Raw genomic sequence first — 23,262 nt, 5'->3', positions numbered from 1 at the left:
TGCGGGGAAGCGGGCCCCGCTGTGGCTCAACAGGATGTCGTTCATGCGTACCCGTTTCGTCCGCGCAGCGCTCGCCGCTCTGTCCGGACTGCCGTGCGTCGCGCTCGCGCAAGGCGCCGCGGCTGCTCAGCCTGCTTCAGCTGATTCTTCCGTTTCTTCTTCATCGTCTGCGATTCCAGCGGACTCCTTGTCGTCCGCGGCTCCGCCGCCTTTCGCATCCGAACCGGCGTCGGCGTCGGCAACGTCAGCGACATCGGCATCGGCATCGGCGTCGGCGTCGACAGCGACAGCGACAGCGACAGCGACAGCGACAGCGACAGCGACATCGACAGCGCCTTCGCGTTCGACGCCCGGCGCGCAGCTCGCGCCGATCGTCGTCACCGCGCAGCGCGCGCCGCAGAAGCTTGCCGACGCGATCCCGCAGACGACGCTCTTCGATGCGCAGGACATCGCCGACAGCGGCGCGACCGATCTGCCCGGCCTGCTCGCGCTCGCGCCCGGCGCGCAGATCGTGCGCAACGGCGGGCCGGGCGCGAGCGCGAGCCTTTTCCTGCGCGGCGCGCAGCCGACACAGTCGCTCGTGCTCGTCGACGGCGTGCGCGTCGATTCGGCGAGCCTCGGGCAGGCGCAGATCAGCCAGCTGCCGCTCGACCAGATCGATCGCGTCGAAGTGGTGAACGGCAACGTGTCGTCGCTGTATGGGTCCGGCGCGATCGGCGGCGTCGTGCAGGTGTTCACGAAGACGGGCGGCGATCATCCGCCGCGCTTCGATTTCTCGGCGGGCTACGGCAGCTATCACACGCAGACGCAAAGCGCGGGCGCATCGGGCCGGCTCGATGCGGACGGCCGGACGACGTTCAGCGTGTCGCTCGCGCGCTTCAAGACGGACGGCTTCTCGTCGCTCGATTCCGCGCTCAAGCCGCAGGCCAATCCGAACGCGAACGGCTATCTGAACGAAAGTGCGTCCGCGTCGCTGCGGCACCGGTTCGACGACAGGTGGGACGCCGGCGTCACGTACTTCCAGGCGAACGGCAAGGCGAGCTTCGACGACGCATACGGCGCGCCGACCGATCTGAACGATCTGTACAGCCGTGTCCAGCAGGTGTCCGCGTTCGCGAACGGCAAGCTCGCCGACTGGTGGACGACGCGCGTGAACGTGTCGAGCGGCAAGGACCGCAGCCAGTCCGCGCTGAACGGCGCATACACCGACCACTTCAATACCGACAACCGCCAGTACGCGTGGCAGAACGATTTCGCGATCGCGCGCGGCCACAAGCTTCAGGCGGGCTACGAACGGCTCGACCAGTCGTTCGAATCGAACGTGTTCGCCGCGCCCGAGCGCCACGTGAATTCCGGCTGGCTCGGCTATACCGGCCGCATCGGCGACAGCCAGTTCCAGGCGAACGTGCGCCGCGATCAATACTCCGATTTCGGCGGCGCGAACAGCTACTATCTCGGCTACGGGCTCGACGTCACCGAGCGCTGGAAGGTGTCCGCGAGCTATTCGAGCGCGTTTCGCGCACCGAGCTTCAACGATCTGTACTATCCGAACGCGGGCAATCCGTCGATCCGGCCCGAGCGCAGCCATTCGGTCGAGGCGGCCGTGCAGTATGCGTCGGATGCGGCGGGCGTCGTGCGCGTGACCGCGTTCCAGACGCGCTACACGAATCTCATCGACTATCGCCCCGGCGCGAGCGGCCCGTACTATGTGGCGCAGAACGTCGGCCGCGCGAAAGTGCAGGGTGTCGAGGGATCGTGGCAGGGGCATGTCGGCAAGACCGACGTGCGCGTTGCGGCGACGCTGCAGAACCCGGTCGATGAAACCGCCGGCCAGGATCTGAACCGGCGCGCGCGGCGCTTCGCGTCGGTGTCGGCGAATCGCTCGCTCGGCGGCTGGCGCGTCGGCGGCGAGTGGCTCGTGAGCGGCCCGCGCGACGATTACGGCAATCGTCTGGGCGGATACGGCATCGTCAATCTGTCCGCGCGCTACGACATCACAAAGTCGTGGTACGTGAGCGCGCGCATCGACAATCTGTTCGACAAGGACTACGAGCTTGCATATGCATACAACACGCCGCGGCGCGGCGCCTATGTCACGCTCGGCTGGCAGCAGCGCTGACGGCCGGCCGCGGCTTCGGCGCAGTCGGTGCCGCGCGCGCCGCTCGCGCCTTCGCGCGCGGGAGGCGGCATGAGAGCCGACGCGCGCGGCGCCGGCATGCACGCCGCGCGCGCGGCCGCGATCTGGGCCGCGCTCGCGCTCGTCGCATGCGCGGCGTTCGTCGCGTCGCTCACGCTCGGCAGCGTGCCGGTGACGCCGCTTGACGCGCTCGCGGCGCTCGCTCATCGCGCGAGCGCCGATCCGCTCGCGGCCGACATCGTCCGCACGCTGCGGCTGCCGCGCGCGCTCGCGGGCTTCGGCTGCGGCGCGCTCCTCGCGCTCGCGGGCGCATTGCTGCAGGTGCTGCTGCGCAATCCGCTCGCCGAGCCTTACGTGCTCGGCGTGTCGGGCGGCGCGGCCGCGTTCGCGCTCGTCGCGATGATCGCGGGCGGCGCATGGTGGATCGTCGACGCGGCGTCGTTCGCGGGCGCGCTCGCGTCGATCGCGTTCGTGCTCGGGCTCGCACGCCGCGAACTGTGGCGCGGCGAGCCGCGCGACGCATCGCCGCGCCTCTTGCTCACGGGCGTCGTGATCTCGGCGGGCTGGTTCGCGCTCATCACGCTGATGCTCGCGATCGCGCCCGAAGAGCGCTTGCGCGGCATCCTGTTCTGGCTGTCGGGCGACCTGAGCGGCGCGGCGTCGCCGTGGTTCGCGCTGGCGGCGCTCGCGCTCGCCGCGTTCGTCGCGTTGCCGGTCGCGCCGCAATTGAACGTGCTGCTGCGCGGCGACGCGGCGGCGGCCGCGCTCGGCGTGCCGGTCGCGCGGCTGCGTTTGCGCATCTATCTGATCGCGTCGCTCGCGGCGGCCGCGGCCGTCACGACGGCGGGCACGATCGGCTTCGTCGGGCTCGTCGTGCCGCACGCGCTGCGGCTCGCGTTCGGCAACGATCAGCGGATGCTGCTGCCCGCCTCGATGCTCGCGGGCGGCGCGGGCGTGATGGCCGCGGACCTGCTCGCGCGCACGGCGATCGCGCCCGCGCAATTGCCGGTCGGCGTGATGACCGCGCTGATCGGCGTGCCGCTGTTCCTGTGGATGCTGCTGCGGAGGGCTGCGCGATGACGACGCACCGCGCGCCGACGTCGCGCTCGGCCCGCTACGGCACGCTGCGCGTTGTGCTGAAGGCGGGCGCGCGCACGCTGCTCGACGACTTCACGCATACGTTCTATCCGGGCGAGCTGTGGTGCGTCGCCGGGCCGAACGGCGCGGGCAAGACGACGCTGATCACGACGCTCGCGGGGCTCGCGAAGCCCGCGGCGGGCCATGTCGAGGCGGACGGCGTGCCGCTCGCCGACTGGCGGCCCGAAGCGCTCGCGCGGCGGCGCGCGGTGATGGCGCAGACGCTTTACGACGCGTTCAGCGCGAGCGTGTTCGACACTGTGCTGCTTGGCCGCTTTCCGCATCTGACAGGCTGGGGCTGGGAGCGCCCCGACGATCGCGCGGCCGCGCACGCGGCGCTCGCGCGGCTCGGGCTCGAATCGTTCGCCGCGCGCGACGTGCTGTCGCTGTCGGGCGGCGAGCGGCAGCGCGTCGCGCTCGCGGCCGCGCTGTGCCAGGACGCGCCGCTGCTGCTGCTCGACGAACCGCTCGCACACCTGGACCTGCATCATCAGATCGACTGTCTCGTCGCGCTCGCCGACTGGCTGCGCGCGGGCGAACGCACGGCGATCTTCTCGTGCCACGACCTGAATCTCGCGCGCCGCTTCGCGACGCACGCGCTGCTGCTCGACGGCAACGGCGCCGCGCACGCGGGCCCGGTGCGCGACGTGCTGACGCCCGAGCTCGCGAGCCGCGCGTTCGGCTATCCGCTCGTGCTGATCGAGCGCGACGGCCACGAGGCGCTCGTGCCCGCATGGCCCGGCGCGCCCGGCCGCATCATCTGACCGACGCGCATCGCGCGACCCATTCCACCCACGAGGCGAACCGATGACCTCCACCTACTCCCTGCCGCACATCGCCCCGCTCGACGACGCCGCGCTGCGCGCGACGCTCGCGCGCACGATCGATCACAAGACGAAGCCGCCCGGCAGTCTCGGCCGCCTCGAAGCGCTCGCGCTGCAGCTCGGCCTGATCCAGCGCACCGCCGCGCCGAGCGTCGCGCGTCCCGTCATGATCGTGTTCGCGGGCGACCACGGGATCGCGGCCGAAGGCGTGAGCCCGTATCCGCAGGCGGTGACCGCGCAGATGGTCGCGAACTTCGTGGCGGGGGGCGCCGCGATCAACGCGTTTTCGGGCGTCGCGGGCCTCGCGCTCGAGATCGTCGACGCGGGCGTTGCGTCGCCGCTGCCCGAATCGCCGCAACTGGTCGGCGCGGCGATCGCGCGCGGCACGCGCAACTTCGCGCACGAGCGCGCGATGTCGCGCGACGAAGCGCTCGCCGCGCTCGCCGCGGGCGCCGCGCGCGTGCGGCATCACGCGGCGCTCGGCACCAACGTGATCGGCTTCGGCGAGATGGGGATCGCGAACACGTCGGCGGCCGCGTGCGTGATGAGCCGCCTGCTGAACGTGCCGATCGACGCGTGCGTCGGCCGCGGCACGGGGCTCGACGACGCGGGGCTCGCGCACAAGCGCGCGGTGCTCGGGCGCGCGCTCGCGCGGCACGCGGACGCGATCGAGCCGCTCGACGTGCTCGCGACGTTCGGCGGCTTCGAGATCGCGATGATGGCGGGTGCGTTCATCGAGGCGGCGCGCGCGCGAATGGCGATTCTCGTCGACGGCTTCATCGCGACCTCCGCGCTCCTCGTCGCCGACGCGCTCGCGCCCGCGGTGCGCGAATACTGCGTGTTCTCGCACGTGTCGAACGAAGCGGGGCATCGGCGCATGCTCGAGCATTTCGGCGGCGAGCCGCTGCTCGCGCTCGATCTGCGTCTCGGCGAGGGCACGGGCGCCGCGCTCGCGCTGCCGCTCGTGCGCGCGGCGGCGGCGTTCGTCAACGAGATGGCGAGCTTCGAGTCGGCGGGCGTCGCGAACCGCGATGCGTGACGCGCGATGAATCCGCTCGCCGAACTGCGCTACTTCGTCGTCGCGCTCGGGTATTTCACGCGCGTGCCGGTGCCGCGCGCGATCAGCGGCGCGGCCGTCGATCTCGCGCACGCGGCGCGTTACTTTCCGCTCGTCGGCGTGTGCGTCGGCGCGCTCGCGGCGGCCGTGCATCTCGCCGCGTCGCGCGTGTGGCCGACGGGCGTCGCTGCGCTCCTGTCGATCGCGGCGACGCTCGTCGCGACGGGCGCGCTGCACGAGGATGGTCTCGCCGACAGTTGCGACGCGTTCGGCGGCGGCTACACGCGCGACGACGTGCTGCGGATCATGCGCGATTCGCGGATCGGCACGTTCGGCGCGGCGGCGCTCGTGATCGCGCTCGCGCTGAAATGGCAGGCGCTCGCCGCGATGCCGCCCGCGCGCGCCGCGTGGACGATGATCGCCGCGCATGCGGCGAGCCGCACGCTCGCCGCGAGCCTGCTCGTCACGCTCGACTACGCGCGCGCCGAAGGCAAGGCGCAGCCGGTCGCCCATCGGATGCGCGCGAGCGCGTTGATGTTCGCGGCCGCGCTCGGTCTGCCGTGGCTGTTCTGGCCCGACTGGCGCGCGGGCGCGCTCGCGCTCGCGGTGACGCTCGCGTTGCGCGCGTGCATCGCGCGTTATCTCGACAGGCGCATCGGCGGCTACACCGGCGATTGTCTCGGCTTCGCGCAGCAGGCGTTCGAGCTCGCGATCTATCTGGTGATGCTCGGATGGATCTCGTCCTGATTCGCCATCCGGCTGTCGCCGTCGAAGCGGGCGTTTGCTACGGCAGCAGCGACGTGCCGCTCGCGGCCGACGCGGCGACGGGCGCGGCCGACGTGCTGCGCCGGCTCCGCGTGCTCGGCGCGCTCGGCGCGCTCGGCGCGGGCGCGGCGGGCAACGTGTGGTCGAGCCCGCTCGCGCGCTGCGCCGACGTCGCGCGCGTGCTCGCGCGAGAGGCCGGCGCGCCGCTCGAATGCGACGTGCGGCTGCGCGAGATCGATTTCGGCGCGTGGGAGCTGAAGCGCTGGGATGCGATCGGGCGCGACGCGCTCGATCGATGGAGCGCGGATCTGATGCATGCGCGCGAGCACGGCGGGGAGAGCGCCGCGCAGTTCGTCGCGCGCGTGCGGCCGGCGCTGGCGACGCTCGCGGATGCGGCGCGCGCGAGCTGGGCCGTCACGCATGCGGGCGTGATGCGCGCGCTGGCGTCGCACGCGCTCGATGCGCCGCTCGAAGCGATGCTCGCGCGGCCGATCGCGATGGGCGGCGTCGTGTGGCTGCGACGCGTCGGCCACGCGGGCGGCTGGCGGCTCGTGCATTGGGACGAGTGACGCGTGCGTGAGCGCGCGCCGCGCTTCGTGTTCGCAGTGGGCCAATGAGGCGCTCGACGCTTGCCGGGGCGACGGCGAGCGCATCGGTTCGGATTGGCGGATTCGACGCGGCCACGATGCGCCTGCGTTCCAGTCATGGAGAGAAGGCGGCATGCGCTTGCTGAATTGCCGGCAGACGTTGCTGCTCGTCAGGAATGCCGCCCACGAAATCGCGAACACGGCGAAGAAGATTCAGTACAAACGGAGCTGCGCCATGGCAGCGCCGCGATCGGTCGCGAGCGGCGTCGTGCGGCGCATTGCTGCGTTCAGGCGTCGACGAACGACGTCGCGCGCGTGCGCAGGCGGATTGCGGCCGCCGTTATGGTCCGGCCTGCATGCTTGCGTGGGCAACGAGTTGCGCATGCGCTCGTATCCGGGCGACGCAGCGTGCGTCGCGCCGCGTCACGGCCTCGGCCGCCGCGCGCGCGCGACGTCGAGATCCCGGCACAGCGCTTCGGCCCCTTGCGCGATGCGCGGCGCGGGTCGCGTCAGCAGATCGCCGTCGATCGCGAACAGATTGCCCCGCGCGACCGCGGCGAGCTTCGGCCACGCGCGCCAGCGCGAGAAATCGGGCAGCGCGTCGCGCGTCGCGGTCGCGCCGGCCGCCGTCGTCACGATCGCTTCCGGATTCGCGGCGAGCACCGCTTCTTCGGTGACGGACGGCGCGATCGGCTTCAGTTGCGCGAACACGTTGCGTCCGCCGCACAGCGCGATCACGTCGCTGACGATGTGGTCGCCGTTCAGCGTGATGAGCGGCTTGTCCCACGCCTGGAAGAACACCGTAACGGGCGGCCGGTTCGCGTAACGCGCGCGCAGTTGCGCGATCCGCTGCCGGTACGCGTCGGCCGCCGCCGCCGCGCGCTCGCGCGTGCCGAGCAGCGCGCCCAGCTTGTCGAGCGACGTCGCGACGTCGTCGAGGTGCCGCGGCTCGCTGAAGTAGAGCGGGATGCCGAGCGCGCGCAGCCGCTCGGTCTCGCGCTCGGCGTTGCCGTGGCGCCAGACGACGATCAGATCCGGCTTGAGCGCCGCGATCCGTTCGAGATCGAGCGCCTTGTTCGAGCCGACGCGCGGAAGCGCCTTCGCGGCGGGCGGGTAGTCGCTGTACGACACCGCGCCGACGAGCTTCGCGCCGCCGCCCGCCGCATAGATGAGCTCGGTCACGTGCGGCGCGAGGCTGACGACTCGTTGCGCGGGCGCGGCGAGCGTGATCGTGTGGCCGGCGTCGTCGGTGACGGCGATGCTCGCGTGCGCGGCGGTGACGCAGAGCGCGCTCGCGCACGTGACGGCGATACGAAGGACAGGGGCGAGCTTGGGCATCGATTTATTGCGCCGCTCCGGCGGCGTTCGTCAACGTGGCCGGCAGCGCCGGCACGCAATCGGCGAGCGCGTGTTCGAGCCGCCGCCATTCGTTCTCGAGAGCGGGCAGCCCGATCCGCACGCTCGGCGCGTGTGCGAAGTAGCGCGTCCAGATGCCGCGCGCGGCGAGCGCCTCGTGCAGCGCATGCGCGCGCGGATCGGCGGTCCAGCTGAACAGCGGCGTCGCGTGCGCGACGAAGCCGTTCGCGCGCAGCAGCGCGGCGAGGCGCGCGCCGTCGTGAGCGAGCCGCTCGCGCGTCGCGCGCTGCCATGCGTCGTCCGCGAATGCGGCGAGCACTGCGTGGCGCGCCGGGCCGCTGACGGTCCACGCGCCGAGCGCGTCGCGCAGCCGCTCCAGCAGCGCGGGCGCGGCGAGCGCGAAGCCCGCGCGCACGCCCGCGAGACCGAAGAACTTGCCGACCGAGCGCAGCACGACGAGGCCGTCGCGATGCGTATGCGCGGCGAGCGACGCGCCCGCGTGCGCGTCGGCGTCCGCGAACGCCTCGTCGACGACGAGGGCGCCGCCGCGCGCGACGAGCTGTGCGTGCCACCGCAGCAGCCGCGCGCGATCGATGCGCTCGGCGGTCGGATTGTTCGGATTCGCGACGATCGCGTAGGTGAGCGCCGCGGGCAGCGCGTCGCTGCCGCAGTCGAGCGGCGCGCCCGCGTGGCCGTGACGCGCGAACGCGGGCGCGTACTCGCTGTATGCGAGCGGCGCGACGCCGACCGTGCCGCGCTCGAACAGCGCGGGCAGCGCGCGGATCGCCGCCTGGCTCCCCGCGACGGGCAGCACGTGCGCGGCGCTCGGCGCGCCGTAATGGCGCGCCGCGTGCTCGGCGAGCACGCCGTCGTCCTCGGGCAGCCGGCGCCATGCGTCGGCGGGCACGGGCGGCACCGGATAGCCGTGCGGATTGATGCCCGTCGAAAGATCGAGCCACGCGTCGCGCGGGATGCCGTAGCGGAGCGCGGCCTCATGCAGGTTGCCGCCGTGCGTGATCGCCGGTGCGTCAGCCATGGTGCGTTGCAATGGTGAGCGCCGCGCCCGCGATCAGCAGCGCGAGCCAGAGAATCATCGTGCGCGCGACGAGCGACAGCGCGGCCGCGACGTGCACGGGCGCCGCGGGCTCGCCCGCGCCGAGCACCGGGCGATCCTCGAGCGCGCCGTGATAGACGGCGGGGCCGCCGATCACGACGTTCAGGCTGCCTGCGCCCGCCGCCATCACGGGGCCGGCGTTCGGGCTGTCCCAGTGGCGCGCCTGCGCGCGCCAGCAGCGCCACGCGTTCGCGGTGTCGCCGAGCAGCGCGTAGCTCGCGGCGGTGAGGCGCGCGGGCGCCCAGTTGAGCGCGTCGTCGATGCGCGCGGCCGCCCAGCCGAAGCGCGCGAAGCGCGGCGTCCGGTAGCCCCACATCGCGTCGAGCGTGTTCGCGAGCCGGAACAGCAGCGCGCCGGGGCCGCCCGCGATCACGAACCAGAAGAGCGCGCCGAAGATCGCGTCGTTGCCGTTCTCGAGCGCCGATTCGACCGCCGCGCGCGCGAGCGCGGCTTCGTCGGCGGCGCTCGTGTCGCGCGACACGATGCGCGAGGTCAGCGTGCGCGCGGCCGGAAGATCGCGGCGCAGCAGCGCGGCGGCGATCGGCGCGATGTGCTCGGCGAGGCTGCGCGCGCCGAGCGCGAACCACAGCAGCGCGACGTGCAGCGCGGCGGCGAGCGGCCACGGCAGCGCCGCGACGAGCCATGCGGCGAGCGCGACGGGCGGCGCGACGGCGGCGAGCCACGCGGCGAGGCCGGCGAGCCGGCCGCGTCGCCCGGTATTGAGTGCGCGCTCGAGCTGCGCGGCGAGCCGCCCGAATGCGACGAGCGGATGCGCGGTGCGCGGCTCGCCGACGAGCTTGTCGACGATGCAGCCGGCGACCGCGAGGATGGCGACGGCGGGCAGCGACAGCATCAGCATCGCGATTCGCCCTCGTGCTTGATCGTGACGGGCAGGCCGGCCACGCACAGCGTGACGCGTGTCGCGAGCGCCGCGACGCGCTGATTGACGCGGCCGAGCGTATCGACGAAGCGGCGCGTTTGCGCGCCGAGCGGCACGACGCCGAAGCCGATCTCGTTGCTGACGACGATCATCTGCGCGCGGCTCGCGCGCAGCGCCGCTTCGAGCTCGGCGACGCGCGCGTCGCACAGCGCGTCGTCGACGCCCGGGCCGTCGGCGGGGCAGAGCAGGTTCGTGAGCCAGAGCGTGAGGCAATCGACGAGCACGCAGGCGCGCGGGTCGTCGAGCTGCGCGATCGCGCGCGCGAGCTCGACGGGCGCTTCCACGAGCGCCCAGTCGGCCGGCCGGCGCGCGCGATGATGCGCGACGCGCTCGGCGAATTCGTCGTCGGCGACGCGGGCGGTGGCGATATACGTGACGGGCCGGCCGCCGGCGGCGGCGAGCCGTTCGGCGTGCGCGCTCTTGCCCGAGCGCGCGCCGCCGAGAACGAAGGTGAGATCGCGCGGAGTCATCGCGTGATTGTAACGGGCCGCGCGATAATGCGGCCTTCGCCATTCGTCGCGCGCCATTCGTCGCGCACTTCGCTCACGATGACCGCCAACGCCAACGCCAACGCCAACGCCAACGCCAACGCCAACGCCAACGCCGCCCGTCCGCGCGGCGCGCTGATGATTCAGGGCACGACGTCCGACGCGGGCAAGAGCACGCTCGTCGCGGGGCTCTGCCGGCTTGCGCGCCGCGCGGGCGTGCGCGTCGCGCCGTTCAAGCCGCAGAACATGGCGCTCAACAGCGCGGTGACGGCGGACGGCGGCGAGATCGGCCGCGCGCAGGCGCTGCAGGCGCTCGCGGCGGGCATCGACGCGCATACCGATCTGAACCCCGTGCTGCTGAAGCCGACGGGCGACCGCGGCGCGCAGGTGATTGTCCACGGCAAGGCGCGCGCGAATCTGAACGCGCGCGCCTATCACGACTACAAGCCGGTCGCGATGCGGGCGGTGCTCGAATCGTACGGCCGGCTGCGCGCCGCGTACGACGCGGTGATCGTCGAAGGGGCGGGCAGCCCCGCCGAGATCAATCTGCGCGAAGGCGACATCGCGAACATGGGGTTTGCCGAGGCGGTCGACTGTCCGGTCGTGCTCGTCGCCGACATCGATCGCGGCGGCGTGTTCGCGCATCTCGTCGGCACGCTCGCGTGCCTGTCGAACAGCGAGCGCGCGCGCGTGCGCGGCTTCGTGATCAACCGCTTTCGCGGCGATCCCGCGCTGCTCGAGCCGGGGCTGCGCTGGCTCGAAGCGCAGACGGGCAAGCCTGTGCTCGGCGTGCTGCCGTACCTGCACGGGCTCACGCTTGACGCGGAAGACATGCTGCCCGCGAGCGCGCGCACGTCGGCGTCGCGGCGCGACGCGGGCGTGCTGCGGGTGGTCGTGCTCGCGTTGCCGCGGATCAGCAACCACACCGATTTCGACGCGCTGCGCGTGCATCCGCGCGTCGATTTTACGTACTGGAAGAGCGGGCCCGTGCCCGACGCCGATCTGCTGATCCTGCCCGGCTCGAAGAACGTGCTCGCCGATCTCGCATGGCTGCGCGACGCGGGCTGGGACGCGCGGATCAAGCGCCATTTGCGCTACGGCGGCAAGGTGATCGGCGTCTGCGGCGGCATGCAGATGCTCGGCCGCGCGCTCGATGATCCGCACGGGGTGGAAGGCGCGGCGGGCGCGGCGAGCGCGGGCCTTGGCCTGCTCGACTACGCGACGACGCTCACGCCGCGGAAGACGCTCGTCAACGCGACGGGGCGGCTCGCGTTCGCGGGCGGCGCGCGCGTGTCCGGCTACGAGATCCACATGGGGCAAACGCATGGGCCGGCGCTCGCGTCGCCGGCGCTCGTGCTCGCGGGGGCGGACGGCGAGCGGCCGGACGGCGCAGTGTCGGCGGACGGGCAGATCCTCGCGACCTACCTGCACGGGCTCTTCGACACGCCCGACGCGTGCGCGGCGCTGCTCGAATGGGCGGGGCTCGGCGGCGCGGAGCCGGTCGACTATCCGGCGTTGCGCGAGGCGTCGCTCGAGCGGCTTGCGGACACGCTCGCGGCGCACCTCGATCTCGATCGCGTGTTTGCGGCGTTCGCGTGATGTCGGCGGCGGCTCGTCGGATTGCCTCGTCGTACCCTTGGCGTAATTAATTCCAAATAGGAAATAATATAAGTCTGATCGGCTGTTTTTTGCCGAATTTGGTTCGAATAAAGTGCATTCCATCCAAACTTCGACGAAAGGGAACCCCAACATGGATTCGAACCGTTTGAACGATGTCGGCGCGGCGTTGCTGCGCGTCGCGCTCGGCGTGCTGTACCTCGCGCACGTCGCGCAGAAGGTCTTCGTGTTCACGCTGCCCGGCACCGCGCAGTTCTTCGCGTCGCTCGGCCTGCCGGGCTGGCTCGCCTACGTGACGACGGTCGTCGAGCTCGTCGGCGGCCTCGCGCTTCTCGCAGGCGTGCGGGTGCGGCTCGCGTCGCTCGTGCTGCTGCCGTTCATGCTCGGCGCGACGATGACGCACTTGCCGAACGGCTGGAGCTTCGCCGCGCCGCACGGCGGCTGGGAATATCCGGCGTTCTGGGCGCTCACGCTCGTCGTCCAGGCGCTGCTCGGGGCCGGCGCGTTCGCGCTCGGCGGCGCGCGCGGCTTGGCCGGCAGGGCCGCGTAAGCGGCGTTCCGGCTGCTGCGGCCGCCCGTTCGCGGCGGCTTGGAGCGGCCGTCCGCGCCGGGGGCCGTGGCGGCGCGGCGAGCGTCGTTTGGGCCGCGCGAGCGCCGCTTCGCCGTCGTCCGTTCGCCCAAGTGCGGACGAACCCGTTTCGGTGCAGGCGCATTTGCCGATATCATCGCTCCCTGTATCCGCATTTTTCGCGGCGCGGCGCCTGTGCCAGGCGTCGCGCCGCGCGGCTTCTTCGGGGGAATTCATGACGGTGATCGTGGTGGCGAATCCGAAGGGCGGCGTCGGCAAGAGCACGCTGTCCACCAATCTGGCTGGGTATTTCGCGGCGCAGGGCGCATGGGCCGCGCTCGCCGATCTCGACCGGCAGCAGTCCGCGCACGCGTGGCTCGATCTGCGGCCGGCCGCGCTGCCCGCGATCGAGACCTGGGCGCTCGATCCCGATTCGCCGTCGAAGCCGCCGCGCGGTCTCGAATACGCGATCGTCGATACGCCGGCCGGCCTGCACGGCAACCGGATGAACGTCGCGCTCGAGTTCGCCGACAAGGTGATCGTGCCGCTGCAGCCGTCGATGTTCGATATCCTCGCGACCCAGCAATTCCTCCAGCGCCTCGCGAGCGAGAAGGCCGTGAAGAAGGGCGCGATCAAGGTGGGGATCGTCGGGATGCGGGTCGACGCGCGCACGCGTTCGGCCGAGCAGTTGCACCGCTTCGTCGAGGGGCTCGATCTGCCGGTGCTCGGCTATCTGCGCGACACGCAGAACTACGTGCAGCTCGCCGCGCACGGCCTCACGCTGTGGGACGTCGCGAAAAGCCGCGTCGAGAAGGATCTCGAGCAGTGGGAGCCGATCGTCGAGTGGGCGTTGAAGGCGTAGCGTGCCGGCGGCGGTGGCGCGCCGGGAGCGGCGGCTGACGGCGTCGTCGCACGCGGCTTGCGCGCGTCGCGCGTTCGCGGCGGCATCTCGAGGCAACATCTCGAGGCGACATACCGGGCCGAGACGGGCGATCGGCCCGTATTCGATAGTCGGGGAAAGGGCGGCCGGAATGGCGGGGGCGTTGCATGTCGCGTGCCGCATCTCGCATGTCGGATGCGTTGCCGAGCCGCTTCGTGCACGCGCCGGCATCGGCTTCGCGCAAACCGTCCGTGTCGAAACGCCGGCGGCGTCGGCAGCAATCGCGAGTGCCGGCACCATGGAAGTCGCGCGAAGCGCCGCACCGGGATTTCGGCGCGACACGCCTCGATTGCGCCGCCGTGCGCCGCGCCCCGGATTCGTCATACCAGCGGCGCGGCCCGTGCGATACCGCCTACGCCGCCATACCGTCACCGGCTACACGGCTACACGGCTACACGGCCTACGCCGCCTGACACCGCCTGATACGGTCCGAAACGGCCAGAAACGGCCAGAAACGGCCAGAAACGGCCCGATATCGCCCGATACCGCCCGCGCAGCCGCCCGGACGCGGTTCAGGTCCAGTTCTGCGTCGGCACGTGATCGCGGCTGCCCTTGATCTTGTTGTCGTCGCCGACGAACACGAGATTGGGCTTCCAGCCGGCCTTCAGCTCCGCCTCGTCGATCATTGCGAACGCGGCGATGATCACGAGGTCGCCGAGCTGCGCGCGGCGCGCGGCCGAGCCGTTCAGCGAGATCATTCCGCTGCCGCGCTCGCCCTTGATCGCGTACGTCGAGAAGCGCTCGCCGTTGTTGATGTTCCAGATGTCGATCCGCTCGTTCTCGACGATGTTCGCGGCTTCGAGCAGATCCTCGTCGATCGCGCACGAGCCTTCGTAATGCAGCTCGCAGTGCGTGACCGCCGCGCGGTGGATCTTCGATTTCAGCATGTGGCGCTGCATGATGGGCTCCCTTGGTGCTACCAGACGAAGAGCGGCCGGCTGCGTGGCCGGCCGTCAGATTTCCAGATTGTCGATGAGGCGCGTCGGGCCGAGTTTCGCGGCCGTGAGCACGACGAGCGGCTCGCCCGCCTCGGTTTGCGCCGCCGTCGGCGCGACGAGGTTCGCGCGCCGGCGGATCGACACGTAGTCGGGCTTCCAGCCGCGCGCGGCGAGGTGGCCGAGCGCGCGTTTCTCGATCGCCGCGAGGTCGCGCTCGCCGCCCAGCACCGCGTCGCGCACCCGCGCGAGCGTCTTCGCGAGCTCGGGCGCCTCCGCGCGCTCGGCCTCGCTCAGATAGCGGTTGCGCGACGACAGCGCGAGGCCGTCGGCGTCGCGCACGGTTTCGGCGGCGACGATGTCGACGGGCAGCGCGAGCTGCTGGCACATCCGGCGCACGATCATCAACTGCTGATAGTCCTTCTTGCCGAACACGGCGACGCGCGGCTGCACGCACGCCATCAGCTTCGTGACGACCGTGCACACGCCGGTGAAGAAGCCCGGGCGAAACTCGCCTTCGAGGATGTCGCCGAGATCGTGCGGCGGCTGCACGCGGTATTCCTGCGGCTCGGGGTACATGCCCTGCTCGGTCGGCGCGAACAGCACGTAGACGTTTTCCTTCTGCAGCTTCTCGATGTCTTCCTGCAGCGTGCGCGGGTACTTGTCGAAGTCCTCGTTCGGGCCGAACTGGAGCCGGTTCACGAAGATGCTCGCGACGACCGGGTCGCCGTGCTGGCGCGCGAGCCGCATCAGCGACAGGTGGCCTTCGTGCAGGTTGCCCATCGTCGGCACGAACGCCGTGCGGTTCTGGCCGCGCAACTGGTCGCGCAGTTCCTGGATCGAGCTGATGACTTTCATGAGTGGGCGGTTCCTCGCGCGGCGGGCGCGTTGGCCGCGCGGAGGCGGCGTGGTCGGGATCGTCGTGGCCGGAACGCCGCGCAGGGCGTCGAGCGTCGGCGATTGTAGAGGATTTGCCGCTTTAGCGCATCGATAAAAGCACGATCGTTCACTTTAATCGGCGAACACGGGGCGCGGGCGCGTGGATCAAATGGGGGAAGCCGAATTGGCGGCGGCGGTGCGGCTTCGCCAAGGTCGGCGGCGGAATCGAATTCGCGCATCCACAGACGCGGAACCCACGCATCCGCCGTACGCCGGCGCGCGTCACCGCTTCGACGGCCTGCACGGCATTGATCTTCACGCGTCGTCACGTATCGTTACATGTCGGCGTGCGGTTGGCCGCCGTTACACGTGACGCCTGGAATCGCCGGATGAAATGGCGCGGCGCGCGCGCCGGCACGCGCGAACACGGTTGATTTCGCGCCATGTCCGCGCGCGCGACGAACCGAAGCGACGACGCGGAAGAAGAGGGGGGCGCACGGCAAGCGCATCCGCGCCCGGCCGCGGCGTTTGCGCGCAGCGCCGGGCGCCGCGCGAAACGCGCTCAAGCCGGCAGATAAGCGAGCCGCACGTAGATCGGCGCGAACGGTTCGGCCTGCGTGATTTCGACGAGCGATTCGCGCGCGAGCTCGAGCATCGCGATGAAGTTGACGACGACGACGGGCACGCCGCGCGACGTGTCGAACAAATCGGCGAACTCCATGAAGCGCGCGTTCTGCAGCTTGCGCAGGATGAGGCTCATGTGCTCGCGCACCGACAGCTCCTCGCGCGAGATCTTGTGATGCTGGACGAGCTTCGCGCGCTTGAGCACGTCGGCCCACGCGGCGCGCAGGTCGTCCGAGTTCACGTCGGGGAAGCGCGGCGTGATGCTCTGCTCGATGTACACCTCGGCGCGCAGGAAGTCGCGGCCGAGCTGCGGCAGCCGGTCGAGACGCTGCGCGGCGAGCTTCATCTGCTCGTATTCGAGCAGGCGCCGCACGAGCTCGGCGCGCGGGTCCTCCGCGTCCTCGCCCGTGTCCGCCTTCTTCACGGGCAGCAGCATCCGCGACTTGATCTCGATCAGCATCGCCGCCATCAGCAGGTACTCGGCCGCGAGCTCCAGATTCGATTCGCGGATCTGGTCGACGTAGCCGAGATACTGCGCGGTGACTTCCGCCATCGGAATGTCGAGCACGTTGAAGTTCTGCTTGCGGATCAGGTACAGCAGCAGATCGAGCGGGCCTTCGAACGTTTCGAGAAAGACTTCGAGCGCGTCCGGCGGAATGTACAGATCCTGCGGCAGCTTGAAGAGCGGCTCGCCGTACAGGCGCGCGAACGCCGCGACGCCGTCGACCGTGTCGGGCGTCGAATCGGCGCCGGCGGGCGCGGCGATCGCGTCTTCGGGCTGCGCGCTGGCGCTGGCCTCGTCGGCGGCGCTCACGGCGTCAGAAGTTCTGATAGTAGACGTACGAAGTCTGGCGCACGCGCGATTGCCGCTGCGCGTCGCGCTCCTCGAGGTCGATCGGCTGCTTGTCCCACAGCAGCGAACGGCCCTTGCGCTGTTCTTCTTCGAGCGTCGGCTTCTGCTGCTTCAACTGATTCAGGAATTGCGTGATGTCGGACTGGTACGGCATGGCTTGGCTTTCCGTTCTGAGCCGGGCGCGGCGCGCCCGCGGGTTCGATCGACGAGATTTTACCGCAACGCCGGGAACAGCCGGCGGTAAAGCGGCGTCGAATGCGCGGGCGCCATGCGTCGGCGTGGTCGAACGCGCGTTCTGCGCGCATCGCACTGTGTTCAAATGACGGCTTTGGTCCGACGAAATTCTTACAGCGGAGGTCTTGTTTGGCAGGGCGGGCACCACGACAGCATGCATCCACGCGCGCCGCGCGCGGCGCGCCGAGCCGCTCGCCCGGATGGCGCGCATTTGCGCGGCGCGGCCTGCGCGCGTTGCTCGCCGGCTGCGCGGCCGCGCTTGCCGCGCCCGCGTTCGCGAAGTACGCGGTCGAGATCGACGCGCCGCGCGCGGTCAGGAGCCTCCTCAAGCAGCATCTCGACATCGCCCGCTTCGCGAAGCGCGAAGACCTGAGCGAGGACCAGTTCGACTTCCTCGTGACAGCGACGCCGCAGCAGGTGCGCGAGCTCGCCGCGACGGCCGGCTACTTCTCGCCCGTCGTGCGTACCGACGTGCGCACGACGGGCGGCGAGCGCCGCGTGACGGTGTCGGTCGATCCGGGCGCGCAGACGGTGGTGTCAGCGGTCGATCTGAAATTCGACGGCCCGGTCGAGAGCGAGGACCCGAAGCAGGAGACCGCGACGCGCCTCGCGTTCTCGCTGAAGCCGGGCGACGCGTTCACGCAGTCCGGCTGGGACGACGCGAAGAACGCGGCGCTCAGGCAACTGCAGTCGCGCCGTTATCTCGGCGCGAAGATCACCGCGTCGGAGGCGCGCATCGATCCGCGCACGCGCGAGGCGACGCTCGCGGTGACGTTCGCCAGCGGGCCGACGTTTACGATCGGCGAGCTTAACGTGTCCGGCACGCGCCGCTATCCGGAGAAGATCGTGCGCAACGTGAATCCGCTGTCGCCGGGCGAGATCTACGACGCGAAGCGCATCGCCGAGCTGCAGCGCCAGTTGCAGAACACGCCGTATTACGCGAGCGTCGCGATCGACGTGTCCGACGACGCCGCGCGCCCGCTCGACACGCCCGTGCACGTGAAGGTCAGCGAATACCAGTACAACAGCGTGCGCGGCGGGATCGGCTACGCGACCGACACGGGGCCGCACATCCAGGGCTCGTACACGTATCTCGACACGTTCGGCGCCGCGTGGCCGCTGTCGGTGTCGGGGCGGGTCGACCAGATCCAGCAGTACGGGCAGGTGCAGCTGTCGATGCCGCCCGGCTCGCGCGCGTGGACCAACAGCATCCTCGCGTCGTACACGAACACGAACGTGTCGGACACGCGGATCTACAGCGCGCGCGTGGGCGCGCAGCGCACGCGCAACGCCCAGTTCATCGATTATTCGTATTCGCTGATGCTCTATCAGGACCGGCTCGACCAGAACGGCGCCGGCCCGACCACGAGCCGCGCGCTCGTGCCGCAATGGGCGTGGACGCGCCGCAACGTCGACGATCCGCTGTTCCCGCGCTCGGGCAACCTGATCCACGCGGAAGCCAGCTTCGCGGTGAAGGGCGTGCTGACCGACCAGACGTTCATCCGCGGCTACGCGCGCGGCCAGCAGTACGTGCCGATCGGCAAGCGCGACCTGTTCGTGTTTCGCGCGGAGCTGGGCGGCGTGTTCACGAGCGGCAGCTCCTCGGGCGTGCCTGCGTCGCTGCTGTTCCGCGCGGGCGGCTCGAACTCGGTGCGCGGCTACGGCTATCAGAGCATCGGCAATTCGGTCGACGGCTCGGTGCTGCCGACCAAATACCTCGTGTCGGGCACGGCCGAATACCAGCACTGGTTCAATCGCGACTGGGGCGCGGCGACCTTCTTCGACATCGGCACCGCGACCGATGCGTGGGGCGAGAAGGTGTTCTATCCGGGCGCTGGGCTCGGCGTGCGCTGGCGCAGCCCGGTCGGCCCGGTCAATTTCGATCTCGCTTACGGCTTGAAGAACAAGAGCGTGCGTCCGTATCTGACGCTCGGCATCGCATTCTGATTTTTTTCATTTGGCATGACGAAGGACGTATCCGAACCGACTCCTCCCAACGTACCGGACGGCGGCGCGCCCGGCGGCAGGCGCGCGCCCGAGCCGAAGCGGCGGCGCTCGCCCGGCCGGCGCGCGCTCGCCGCGCTCGGATGGGCGGCGCTCGTCGCCGTCGTGCTCGTCGTCGCGACGGCGGGCGCGCTCTTCGCCGCCGCGACGACCGAGCGCGGCACGCAGCTCGCGTGGCAAGCGGCGGTCAAGCTGCTCGGCGGGCGGCTCGCGGGCACGCTCGAAGGCGGCACGCTCGCGGCTGGCGTGCGGCTCGAACAACTCGCGTGGACGAGCCCCGACGGCTCGGGCACCGAAGTAAGGATCGATCGCGTCGCCGGACGCTGGGCGCTCGCGCGCGCGCCGTGGCGCTTCACGATCGCGTCGCTGCGCGCGGGCACGATCGACGTGCGCGTCGCGCCGTCGCCGCCTTCGCCGACGGTGATGCCGAAGGATCTGCAACTGCCGCTGCAACTCGCGATCGACGATCTGCGCTTCGACAAGCTGCTGATCCGCGAAGCCGGCTCCACGACCGAGCTCGACAGCCTCATCTTCCGCGGCGCGAGCGACGGCCGACATCACGACGCGACGCTCGAGCGGCTCGACACGCCGTTCGGCTCGCTCACCGCGAACGCGCGGCTCGACGGCGTGCGGCCGTTCGCGATCGAAGGCGGCGCGACCTATGCGGGCAAGTTCTCGGGCGAGCCGGTCGACGCGCGCGCGCGCGTGTCGGGTTCGCTCGAGGCGCTCGTCGCGGATCTCGACGCATCGGGGATGAAGCTCGCGGGCCGCGCGCACGTCGAGGCCGCGCCGTTTTCGGACGTGCCGCTCACGCGCGCGTCGATCGTGTTCGATCACGTGAATCCGCGCGCGCTGTCGCCGGGCGCGCCCGTCGCGGATCTCGCGGTGCGCGCGCAGCTCGAGCCCGCGACGCCCGATGCGAACACGCCGAAGGCGTTCGTCGTCGCGGGCCCGGTGTCGATCGTCAACGCGAAGCCCGGCGCGCTCGCCGACGAGTTGCTGCCGCTCGTCGACGCGCACGCGAACGTGCGGTTCGACGCGCACGCACAGCGCATCGACGCGCTCGCCGTGCGCACGATCCGCGACGGCAGCGTGACGGGCGGCGGCGCGCTCGCGAACGGCCGCGGCAAGTTCGACCTGAAGGTCGCGAATCTCGATCTGAACGCGTTCGTCGCCGCGCTGCGGCCGACGCGGCTCGCGGGCCCCGTCGGCGTCGCGCTCGAGCCGGGCGTGCAGACGATCGACTTCGACCTCGCCGACGCGAAGCTCGCGCTCGGCGCGAAGGCGAAGATCAAGCTCGATGCGAAGCAGACGACGATCGCCGACGCGCGCGTGACGGCGGGCAAGGGGCGCGTCGAGTTCGCGGGCGTGCTCGAGCACGACGCGCGCTCGACGTACGACCTGAAGGCGAGGCTCGTCGATTTCGATCCGCTCGCGCTGGCGGCGGCCGGCGCGAAGGCGGGCGGCGGCAAAGGCGCGCAGACCGCAAAGGGCGCGCAAGCCGCGAAGGGCGGCGGCGCGAAGATCGCGCAGGCCGCGGGCCCGCGTGCGGGCACGGCGCGCGTGAACGGCACGCTCGCCGCGACGGGCGCGCTCGCGCCCGGCTTCTCGACGAAGGCGCAGTTCAAGCTCGGCGACAGCGTCTACGACGGCCTGCCGATGACGGGCGAGGGCACCGTGCAGATGGCGGGCGCGCGGATACTGCCGAGCAACGCGAATCTTTCGATCGCGGGCAACCAGGTCGATTTGCGCGGCAGCTTCGGCGCGCCCGGCGACCGATTACGCTTCAACGTCGACGCGCCGCAGCTCGAGCGCCTCGGCTTCGGCCTCGCGGGCCTCGTGCGCGCGAACGGCGAGCTGACGGGCTCGTTCGCGCATCCGAATGTCGTCGCCGACTACACGGCGACGGGCGTCGTGTTCGGCGCGAACCGGATCGGTTCCGCGCAAGGCCGCGCGGACATTCGCGACGGCGCGAAAGGCGCGCTCGTGTTCACCGCCGACGCGAACGACATTGCGCTCGGCTCGATCAGCCTGAAGACGCTGTCCGCGCATCTGACCGGCACGCGCGCGAAGCATGCGTTCGACGCGACCGCGGTCGGCATCGCCGAAGGCCGCGTGATCAATCTCGCCGTCGCGGCGAACGGCGGCGTCGTCGAAGCGCGCGACGGGATGCGCTGGGACGGCACCGTCACGCGGCTGTCGAACCGCGGCACGCCGTCGATCTCGCTTGATTCGCCGCTCGCGATCTCGGCGGGCGCGCAGCGCTTGACGCTGAGCGCGGCGAAGCTGTCCGTCGAAGGCGCGACGCTCGATCTGAAATCGTTCGCGCTCGAGCGCGGCCGGCTGCGCACGGCGGGCGCGATCACGAACCTGTCGGTGGCACGCGCGCTCGAGATTCGCGCGGAGCTCACGGGCAAGCGTTCGCCGCTGCGTACCGACCTGATCCTCGATGGCGACTGGGACGTGACGCTCGGCGACACCGCCGCGGGCTACGCGCAGATCCGGCGCCGAAGCGGCGACGTGACGATCGAGACCGGGCGCGGCGTCGCGTCGCTCGGCATCGGCGATCTGTCGGCGCGCGCGACGTTCGTGCCGGGCAACCGGCTGAGCGCCACCGCTCACGCGAAGGCGAGCCGCATCGGCACGCTCGACGCGAACGTCACAGTGCCGTTCGCGCTGCGCGACGGCGTGTTCGGCATCGCCGAGGACGGACCGCTCACGGGCCGCGTCGACGCGGACGTGCCGGCGCTGCAATCGACGGGCGGCCTGTTCGGCCCGAGCTATCTGCTCGACGGCCGCGCCGCGCTGAAGCTGACCGTCGCGGGCACGCCCGCGAAGCCGAAGCTCTCGGGCACGCTGACGGGCGACAACCTGTCGGCGACGCTCGTCGACCAGGGCGTGCAGTTGAAGGGCGGAATCGTGCGCGTGAAGCTGACCGAGAACCTCGTCGAGTTCCAGCAGGTCGAGTTCCACGGCGGCGACGGCACGCTGCGCGCGATCGGCCGCGTGCGGCTCGACGGCAGCGAGCCGGACCTGACGGCGAGCATCGTCGCCGACAGGCTCGAGATTTTCGCCGCGCCGGACCGTAAGCTGTCGCTGTCGGGCAAGGCGGTCGTCGAGAACGACGCGCCGCGCGGCGGCATCGCGATCAACGGCAAGTTCGCCGTCGATCGCGCGCTGTTCGATTTGCCGGAAGAGGCGGCGCCGCATCTGTCGGACGACGTCGTGATCGTGCGCCCGGGCAGCCTCGAGCGCGGCGAGACGAAGACGGGTACGGCGATCGCGAAGCCCGCGCCCGCGACCGAGAAGCCCGCGCCGTCGCTCGCGCCGCGCGCGAACATCGACATCGGGCTCGGCCGCGACTTCCGCTTCAAGGGCCACGGCGCGGATTTGCGGCTCGCCGGCACGGTGACGGTGATGAGCGCGCCCGGCGTGCCGCTGCGCGCGGTCGGCAACGTGCGCGTGACGGAAGGCTCGACCTACACGTCGTTCGGCCGCAGGCTCGCGATCGAGAACGGCTTCTTCACGTTCAACGGGCCGGTGTCGAATCCGGGCATCAACATTCTCGCGATGCGACGCAACCAGGAAGTCGAGGCGGGCGTGCAAGTGACGGGCACCGTGCAGTCGCCGAGCGTGAGGCTCGTGTCCGAGCCGAACGTGAACGACAACGAGAAGCTGTCGTGGCTCCTGTTCGGCCACGGCACCGATCAGGGCAACAACCTCGGCCAGCAGAACGCGATGACGACGGCGCTCGCGCTTCTCGGCAGCGCGACCGGCAAGCGCGTCGCGCAGACGGTCGGGCTCGACGAAGTGTCGGTCGGCCGCAGCGACGTCGGCCTGACCGATCCGCAGGTCGTGCTCGTGTCGAAGGCGATCAACGAGCGCTTCGTGCTCGGCTACGAGCAGGGGCTGCAGTCGGCGAGCAACGCGTTCAAGGCGACGATCAACCTGACGCGGTTCTGGGCGATATCCGCGTATGGCGGCACGTTCCAGGGCGTCGACCTCAACTACACGCGGCGCTTCGATCGCTGGTGGTGACGCGGCGGCCCGGCGGCGGGTGCCCGTCGCCGGGCCCGCGGCGCGCGCGGCAACGATCGCGCGTCGCGTGCGCCCCGTTTGGGCCCTCGCTTGACATTTATTCCCGATACTCTAATTTGAGGTAATCAATCCTCATATCGTTGCGCCGGCGCAGCGATCGTGTAC

19 protein-coding genes are annotated in these 23,262 nt (G+C 71.1%); 11 read left to right on the top strand and 8 right to left on the bottom strand.

The genetic code is table 11. The features are described 5' to 3' along the window. Positions 1 to 43 precede the first annotated feature (43 nt). From WS91_RS02125 to cobC, 6 genes are all read left to right on the top strand, one after another. On the top strand, positions 44 to 2,119 hold the full coding sequence (locus WS91_RS02125; protein ID WP_059669686.1) for a TonB-dependent receptor domain-containing protein: 2,076 nt from the start codon (positions 44 to 46) through the stop codon (positions 2,117 to 2,119). A gap of 96 nt (positions 2,120 to 2,215) precedes the next feature. Then, positions 2,216 to 3,217: a FecCD family ABC transporter permease gene (locus WS91_RS02120; RefSeq protein ID WP_038745297.1), complete on the top strand. Its 1,002-nt coding sequence runs from the start codon at positions 2,216 to 2,218 to the stop codon at positions 3,215 to 3,217. Further along, positions 3,214 to 4,038: an ABC transporter ATP-binding protein gene (locus WS91_RS02115; RefSeq protein ID WP_038745196.1), complete on the top strand. Its 825-nt coding sequence runs from the start codon at positions 3,214 to 3,216 to the stop codon at positions 4,036 to 4,038. The genes WS91_RS02120 and WS91_RS02115 overlap by 4 nt, the downstream gene beginning before the upstream one ends. 43 nt (positions 4,039 to 4,081) lie before the next feature. Continuing rightward, positions 4,082 to 5,137 carry a nicotinate-nucleotide--dimethylbenzimidazole phosphoribosyltransferase gene (gene cobT, locus WS91_RS02110; RefSeq protein WP_059643630.1) on the top strand — a complete coding sequence of 352 codons (1,056 nt, stop codon included), beginning with the start codon at positions 4,082 to 4,084 and terminating at the stop codon, positions 5,135 to 5,137. Between the two features lie 6 nt (positions 5,138 to 5,143). Continuing rightward, the gene (locus WS91_RS02105) at positions 5,144 to 5,902 is read left to right on the top strand and encodes an adenosylcobinamide-GDP ribazoletransferase (RefSeq protein WP_038745192.1); all 759 of its coding nucleotides are present in this window, start codon (positions 5,144 to 5,146) and stop codon (positions 5,900 to 5,902) included. After that, positions 5,887 to 6,489, top strand: coding sequence for an alpha-ribazole phosphatase (cobC, locus tag WS91_RS02100; RefSeq protein ID WP_059669655.1), 603 nt, complete (start codon positions 5,887 to 5,889; stop codon positions 6,487 to 6,489). The genes WS91_RS02105 and cobC overlap by 16 nt, the downstream gene beginning before the upstream one ends. A 441-nt stretch (positions 6,490 to 6,930) precedes the next feature. Here the strand turns inward: cobC and WS91_RS02095 are convergent, their stop codons facing one another. From WS91_RS02095 to cobU, 4 genes are read right to left on the bottom strand one after another with little or no spacing between them, the layout of a single operon-like run. After that, complete coding sequence (locus WS91_RS02095) at positions 6,931 to 7,845, bottom strand: cobalamin-binding protein (protein WP_059669654.1); 915 nt, start codon at positions 7,843 to 7,845, stop codon at positions 6,931 to 6,933. Positions 7,846 to 7,849: 4 nt separating this feature from the next. After that, positions 7,850 to 8,899 carry a threonine-phosphate decarboxylase CobD gene (cobD, locus tag WS91_RS02090; RefSeq protein WP_038745186.1) on the bottom strand — a complete coding sequence of 350 codons (1,050 nt, stop codon included), beginning with the start codon at positions 8,897 to 8,899 and terminating at the stop codon, positions 7,850 to 7,852. Further along, positions 8,892 to 9,836, bottom strand: a complete 945-nt coding sequence (gene cbiB / locus WS91_RS02085; RefSeq protein ID WP_038745184.1) for an adenosylcobinamide-phosphate synthase CbiB — start codon at positions 9,834 to 9,836, stop codon at positions 8,892 to 8,894. Before cbiB ends, cobD begins: the two co-directional genes overlap by 8 nt. After that, positions 9,830 to 10,387: a bifunctional adenosylcobinamide kinase/adenosylcobinamide-phosphate guanylyltransferase gene (cobU, locus tag WS91_RS02080; protein WP_059643832.1), complete on the bottom strand. Its 558-nt coding sequence runs from the start codon at positions 10,385 to 10,387 to the stop codon at positions 9,830 to 9,832. The genes cbiB and cobU overlap by 7 nt, the downstream gene beginning before the upstream one ends. 27 nt (positions 10,388 to 10,414) lie before the next feature. Here cobU and WS91_RS02075 point away from each other — a divergent pair, with 27 nt between their 5' ends. From WS91_RS02075 to WS91_RS02065, 3 genes are all read left to right on the top strand, one after another. Further along, positions 10,415 to 12,004 carry a cobyric acid synthase gene (locus WS91_RS02075; protein ID WP_059669653.1) on the top strand — a complete coding sequence of 530 codons (1,590 nt, stop codon included), beginning with the start codon at positions 10,415 to 10,417 and terminating at the stop codon, positions 12,002 to 12,004. Between the two features lie 151 nt (positions 12,005 to 12,155). Further along, complete coding sequence (locus tag WS91_RS02070) at positions 12,156 to 12,572, top strand: DoxX family protein (RefSeq protein WP_038745177.1); 417 nt, start codon at positions 12,156 to 12,158, stop codon at positions 12,570 to 12,572. A gap of 253 nt (positions 12,573 to 12,825) precedes the next feature. Beyond that, a complete protein-coding gene (locus WS91_RS02065) occupies positions 12,826 to 13,452 on the top strand; it encodes a ParA family protein (protein WP_059643643.1) in 627 nt (208 codons plus the stop codon). A gap of 590 nt (positions 13,453 to 14,042) precedes the next feature. Here WS91_RS02065 and panD read toward each other — a convergent pair. The 4 genes from panD to WS91_RS02040 form a co-directional block, all read right to left on the bottom strand. Beyond that, positions 14,043 to 14,429 (bottom strand): aspartate 1-decarboxylase, encoded by a 387-nt coding sequence (panD, locus tag WS91_RS02060; protein WP_059574763.1) that lies wholly within the window; start codon positions 14,427 to 14,429, stop codon positions 14,043 to 14,045. Positions 14,430 to 14,483: 54 nt separating this feature from the next. After that, positions 14,484 to 15,323: a pantoate--beta-alanine ligase gene (panC, locus tag WS91_RS02055; protein ID WP_038745170.1), complete on the bottom strand. Its 840-nt coding sequence runs from the start codon at positions 15,321 to 15,323 to the stop codon at positions 14,484 to 14,486. 583 nt (positions 15,324 to 15,906) lie between these two features. Next, complete coding sequence (locus WS91_RS02045) at positions 15,907 to 16,782, bottom strand: segregation and condensation protein A (RefSeq protein WP_059643646.1); 876 nt, start codon at positions 16,780 to 16,782, stop codon at positions 15,907 to 15,909. A 4-nt stretch (positions 16,783 to 16,786) separates the two neighbouring features. Further along, complete coding sequence (locus WS91_RS02040; RefSeq protein ID WP_038745162.1) at positions 16,787 to 16,975, bottom strand: DUF3460 family protein; 189 nt, start codon at positions 16,973 to 16,975, stop codon at positions 16,787 to 16,789. 209 nt (positions 16,976 to 17,184) lie between these two features. Between WS91_RS02040 and WS91_RS02035 the strand changes: the two genes are divergently transcribed. Both WS91_RS02035 and WS91_RS02030 read left to right on the top strand, forming a co-directional pair. Beyond that, positions 17,185 to 19,002: an autotransporter assembly complex protein TamA gene (locus WS91_RS02035; RefSeq protein WP_038745159.1), complete on the top strand. Its 1,818-nt coding sequence runs from the start codon at positions 17,185 to 17,187 to the stop codon at positions 19,000 to 19,002. 15 nt (positions 19,003 to 19,017) lie between these two features. Next, complete coding sequence (locus tag WS91_RS02030; RefSeq protein WP_059669651.1) at positions 19,018 to 23,097, top strand: translocation/assembly module TamB domain-containing protein; 4,080 nt, start codon at positions 19,018 to 19,020, stop codon at positions 23,095 to 23,097. Positions 23,098 to 23,262: the final 165 nt, after the last annotated feature.

The sequence above is a fragment of the Burkholderia sp. MSMB1498 genome, assembly GCF_001526245.1.
Taxonomy (GTDB): Bacteria; Pseudomonadota; Gammaproteobacteria; order Burkholderiales; family Burkholderiaceae; genus Burkholderia; species Burkholderia savannae.
The sequence above is the reverse complement of the archived record's forward strand: the minus strand, read 5'-3'. Positions and strand labels throughout refer to the sequence as shown.